Source organism: Streptomyces sp. SID14478, from assembly GCF_010548525.1.
Classification (GTDB): domain Bacteria; phylum Actinomycetota; class Actinomycetes; order Streptomycetales; family Streptomycetaceae; genus Streptomyces.
The window spans coordinates 1-4742 of record NZ_JAAGMG010000490.1; the positions used below are offsets into that span (position 1 = coordinate 1).

The following is a 4742-nucleotide window of genomic DNA, read 5'->3' on the forward strand; positions in this document are numbered from 1 at the left end:
CGTCGCCGCGCAGCGCCCGGGCGTGCGCGGACACCTCCGGCTGACCGGTGCGGCGGCCGAACCGGTGCAGGACTGCCGGCCACATCTCCCGCGGACGCGCGGGCCCGTCCGCGAAGTTGACCGCCCAGCCGTCGCCGATCCACGTGGCCAGGGGGTAGTGCGCGAGGGCCCGGATCAGCGGGTGGTCGAAGACGCCCGCGCCGGTCCCGAGCAGCGAGGTGAGGGTCTCCAGGCATTCGAAGAGGCTGGCCCCCGCGCGCCACCAGTAGTGCGGTCCTTCGTCGCAGCCGCCGTCGACCGGATGCGCGGCCAGGTAGTTCTCCAGGCCGTGGACGACGCGGGTCACCAAGGCGCTGCGGACCTCGTCCGACTCCTCTGTCAGCGCGGTGGCCAGCAGCAGCTCGGAGTGGATCCAGGGATTCCAGTTGTTCAGCTTGGCGGTCGATCCGTCGTACCAGCCCCAGTCGTCGCGCTCCAGATACGGCCGCAGCACCCGGGTCGAGACCTCGTGGCGCAGCCGCCGGCGCACCAGCGGGTCGACCCGGTCCAGGGCGTCGCCGACGATCGCGTCGGTGAGCGCCATGAGCACGGCCGTCATCGAGGCGCCGAGGTCCAGGGTGGGGCACTGCGGGTCCGGCAGCAGGCCGCGCGTGCGGCCGTGCGAGCCGAGGACCCGGAAGTCGTGCGCCGGGAGCACCCAGCTGGTCTCCTCGCACAATGCCCAGACCCCGTCCATCACTTGGTCCAGGAACGCTCCGGACGCGGGGTCGGCGGCGGCCGCGAGCACCGCCCACCCCAGGCGCTCGCGCCGCGCGGCGGCCGGTGCCTGGTAGTCCCCGCGGTCGCCGTCGCGCGCGAAGCGGGCGAACAGGGAGGCGGGCAGCGGCGGCCACGGCTCTGCGAGTGCCGACGCGGCTGTCCGCAGCACGCGGTCGCGGGTGTCCTGGCCGACGGCCTCCCAGGCTTTCCGGTCCGCCGCGGGCGGCACGGGACTCCACTCGCCGATCCGCGGCATGCGCGCCGCGATCAACAAGGGCGGGAACAGATCCGTCAGACGGTGCGGGCCGGGCATGGGCAGGCTCCGTGGAAGGGGAAGGGCCTAAGGGAGGGAGGAGCAGGCCGGTTCAGGCCAGCAGCAGGGACCTGGGCTGAGCGGACAGAGCGCGGTCCAGGACCAGCGCGGCCGCGCCGATGGCCGCCACGTTCTCGCCCAGCGTGGTCGTCGTGACCGTCGTTGGGTGGGTCGCCCGGACGAACGGGCTGCGTGCCACCATCGGCTCGATCGTCGTCAGCAGGTGCTCGGACAGCAACTGCCAGACCGGGCCGCCGAAGACGAGCGTGTCGACGTCCAACAGCGTGGCCGCCGCGCAGATCCCGCGGCCGATGCGGATGGCCAGGCGCTCGATGATGCCGTCCGCCAGTACGTCCCCGGCGGCGGCCAGCGCCGCGAGGCGCTCCAGGCCGCGCTGGGCGTCGGCCGGGTCGAGGCAGGTGTACTCGCCGCCCAGCGCGCCCAGCGCGATGGCCTCCTCGACGAGCGTGCGGGCCGAGAAGGCCGCGCCGAGACCGCCGACCTCACCGGCGTTGCCCGATACGCCGCGCAGCACCGTGTCCTCCACCGCCAGACCCATGCCGGAGCCGGTACCGAGGTAGAAGAAGAGCAGGTTGCGGCTGTCCCGGGCCGCGCCCGCCCAGCGTTCCGCGACCACCGCCGCGGTCACGTCCTTGTCGAGCAGCGCGGGGAAGCCCGTCGCCTCGCTCAGCCGGTCGCGCAGCGGGTAGCGGCCCCAGGCGGGCAGCTCGGGCGGGTCCACCACCCAGCCCGCTTCGGCGTCGATGGGTCCGGGAGCCGCGATGCCCAGGCCCAGCACCCGCGCGTCGTCGATGCCGGACTCGGCCACGAGCGCCGACACCGAGGCGGCCATGTCGGCGGTGGTCCGGTCGGTGTCGCCCCCGCTCGGTGTCTGCCGGCTGCGCCGGGCCACGACCGTGCCGGCCAGGTCGACCAGGACCGTGGTGATCACCGCCGGGTCGAGGTGGACGCCGACGGCGTAGCGCGAACTCGGTACGACTTCCAGCAGGGTGCGGGGCTTGCCGTTGCCCATGTGCTGCTTGCCCGACTCGCGGGCCACGCCCTGGTCCAGCAGCCTGCGCGTGATGTTGGAGACGGTCTGGGCCGACAGGCCGGTGGCCTGCGCCAGTTCCACCCGGCTGAGGCCGTCCGCGTGCCGGCGGATGGCGTCCAGGACCACGGACTCGTTGAAGTCACCCATCCGCGGCAGGTTGGTGCCCCGCCGGATGGTCGGCTTTTCGGGCTTTGCGGTCGTCAACGTGTCTCCCCCTGGCTCGGGGGCATCGTAGGCCGCAGCCGGAGCGTTCGGATCTGGAACGGGCGGAACTTCAGGGTCACGACTCCCTCTTCGGACACGGCCGGCCGCTCGCCGGGCCGCTCCAGCAGATCACAGTCGTACGCGGCACCGAGCGCGAAGCCGGCGGTGAGCCGCGCCGCCCCCACCGCCCCGCCGCACGCCTCGTACAGCCGTACCACGACGTCGCCGCTGCGGTCGTCGGCCAGCTTCACCGACTCGACCACGATGTCGTCGGTGTCGAGGGACACCAGCGCGGCGGCCTCCACCGGGGCCGGGCGCAGCGGGAGGTTCAGGGCGTACCCGCCGGCGATGGCCTCCTCGATCCCCGCTCCGGCCACCAGCGCGTAGCTGAAGCGGTGGCGGCCGCGGTCGGCCTGCGGGTCGGGGCTGTGCGGTGAGCGCAGCAGCGACAGCCGCACCGTGGTGGTGGTGCCGCCGTCGGCACGGGTGTCGCGGCGGACGTCGTGCCCGTAGGTGGAGTCGTTGAGCAGGGCCGCGCCCCAGTGCCGCTCGCCGACGTGCACCCAGCGGTGCGCCCACAGCTCGAAGCGGGCCGCGTCCCAGCTGGTGTTCTCGTGTGTGGGCCGCTGTACGTGCCCGAACTGGATCTCGGCGCTCTCGCGCTCCGCGTGCACGTCGAGGGGCCACGCCGTCTTCAGGACGGTGTCACGCTCCTGCCAGTCGATGTCGGTGCGGACCGTCACCTGCCGGGACTCGGCGGTGAGTTCGATGTGCTGGACGATCCTGGACGCGCCGAAGGCGCGCTCCACCCGCACCGAGGCGAGCAGCGGGCCGTCGTCGACCAGCGTCACCGACTCGGCTTCGTCGAGGTCGCGGACGGTGTCGCGGTAGTAGGAGTCGAGGTTCCAGGCCGACCACAGGTTGGGGTCGTCGGGGTGCAGCTGGAGGAGGTTGCCGACGCTCCCCGGGGCGATCGCTTCCCGGCCGGCGGCGTGGTCGTGCACGGAGGTGAGCAGCCCGCGCCGGTCGACGACGACGCCCAGGACGCCGTTGTCGAGCACGAAGCCCCCGTCGTCGGCCGCGGCCGTGACGGCCTGCCGTGGTGTGCTGACCGTGTCCCCGGAGGAGAGGGCGCCCACCTCGGCGAGGACGGCGCCACGCCCGTCCGACAAGCGCTGCGCACCGGGGAGTTCGGCATCGCTGACGACGGCCACCTCGCGGCGTGCGTACGGCCCGGCGTTGAGGAGCGCCCCGTCGGCACGCGGGAGCCGGCCCGTGGCGTCCGCGATCAGCGTCTCCAGCTCGTCGCGGATCTCCCCGTACTCGCGCTCCGCCTGCTGGTGGACCCACGCGATGGAGGTGCCGGGCAGGATGTCGTGGAACTGGTGCAGCAGCACCCGCTGCCACAGCGCTTCGAGACGCTCGTACGGGTACGGGGCGCCCACTCGGATCGCCGCCGTGGCCGCCCACAACTCCGCCTCGCGCAGGAGTGCTTCGCTGCGCCGGTTGCCGCGCTTGGTGCGGGCCTGGCTGGTGTAGGTGCCGCGGTGGTTCTCCAGGTACAGCTCGCCGCGCCACACCGGCAGCTCGGTGCGCTCGGCGCGCGCGGCCGCGAAGAAGGCGTCCGGCGCCTCGATGGCGACCTTGGGCGAGCCCTCCAGGTCGCGCAGCCTGCGGGCCTTCTCCAGCATCGAGCGGGAGGGGCCGCCGCCCCCGTCGCCGTAGCCGAAGGGGACGAGGGAGCGGGTGGAGACGCCCTTGTCCTCGAAGTTGGTCTCGGCGTGGGCGAGTTCGGTTGCGGTCAGCGACGCGTTGTAGCTGTCGACGGGCGGCAGGTGGGTGAAGATGCGGGTGCCGTCGATGCCCTCCCAGTGGAAGGTGTGGTGGGGCAGCTTGTTCGTCTCGTTCCAGGACAGCTTCTGCGTCAGGAACCACTCCGCGCCCGCGAGCCGGGCCAGTTGGGGGTAGGCGGCGGTGTACCCGAAGGAGTCGGGCAGCCACACGCCCTTCTGCTCGACGCCGAACTCCTCGGCGAAGAACCGCCGCCCGTGGACCAGTTGACGGGCCATGGCCTCACCGCCGGGAAGGTTGCCGTCGGCCTCGACCCACATGCCGCCGACCGGTACCCAGGTGCCGTCCTCGGCCGCCTTCTTCATCCGGGCGAAGACCTCGGGGTGCCGCTCTCGCATCCACGCGTACTGCTGCGCCGACGAGCAGGCGAAGACCAGCTCGGGGTACTCCTGGGCGAGCGTGGTCATGTTGGTGAAGGTGCGGGCGCACTTGCGCACGGTCTCGCGCACCGGCCACAGCCAGGCCGAGTCGATGTGGGCGTGCCCGACGGCGGCGAGGGTGTGGGCGGAGGCGTGGGCGGGCCGGGCGAGCACGTCGGCGAGGCGGCCGCGTGCCGCCGCC

2 protein-coding genes and 1 pseudogene are annotated in these 4742 nt (G+C 73.4%); all 3 read right to left on the reverse strand.

Annotated elements, in window-relative coordinates; translation table 11 throughout:
* Window positions 1-1072: pseudogene (locus G3I40_RS16245) on the reverse strand (heparinase); the annotation flags it as partial.
* Window positions 1073-1124: 52 nt separating this feature from the next.
* Complete coding sequence (locus G3I40_RS16250; RefSeq protein ID WP_164302874.1) at window positions 1125-2273, reverse strand: ROK family transcriptional regulator; 1149 nt, start codon at window positions 2271-2273, stop codon at window positions 1125-1127.
* Between the two features lie 53 nt (window positions 2274-2326).
* Window positions 2327-4742 (reverse strand): glycoside hydrolase family 38 C-terminal domain-containing protein (locus G3I40_RS16255; RefSeq protein ID WP_164302873.1); only part of this gene is annotated, 2416 nt, incomplete at its 5' end.

Excerpts from the sequence above, each read along its gene's own strand:
- G3I40_RS16250 (WP_164302874.1), bottom strand. The coding sequence starts at position 2,273 with ATGGGTGACTTCAACGAGTCCGTGGTCCTGGACGCCATCCGCCGGCAC.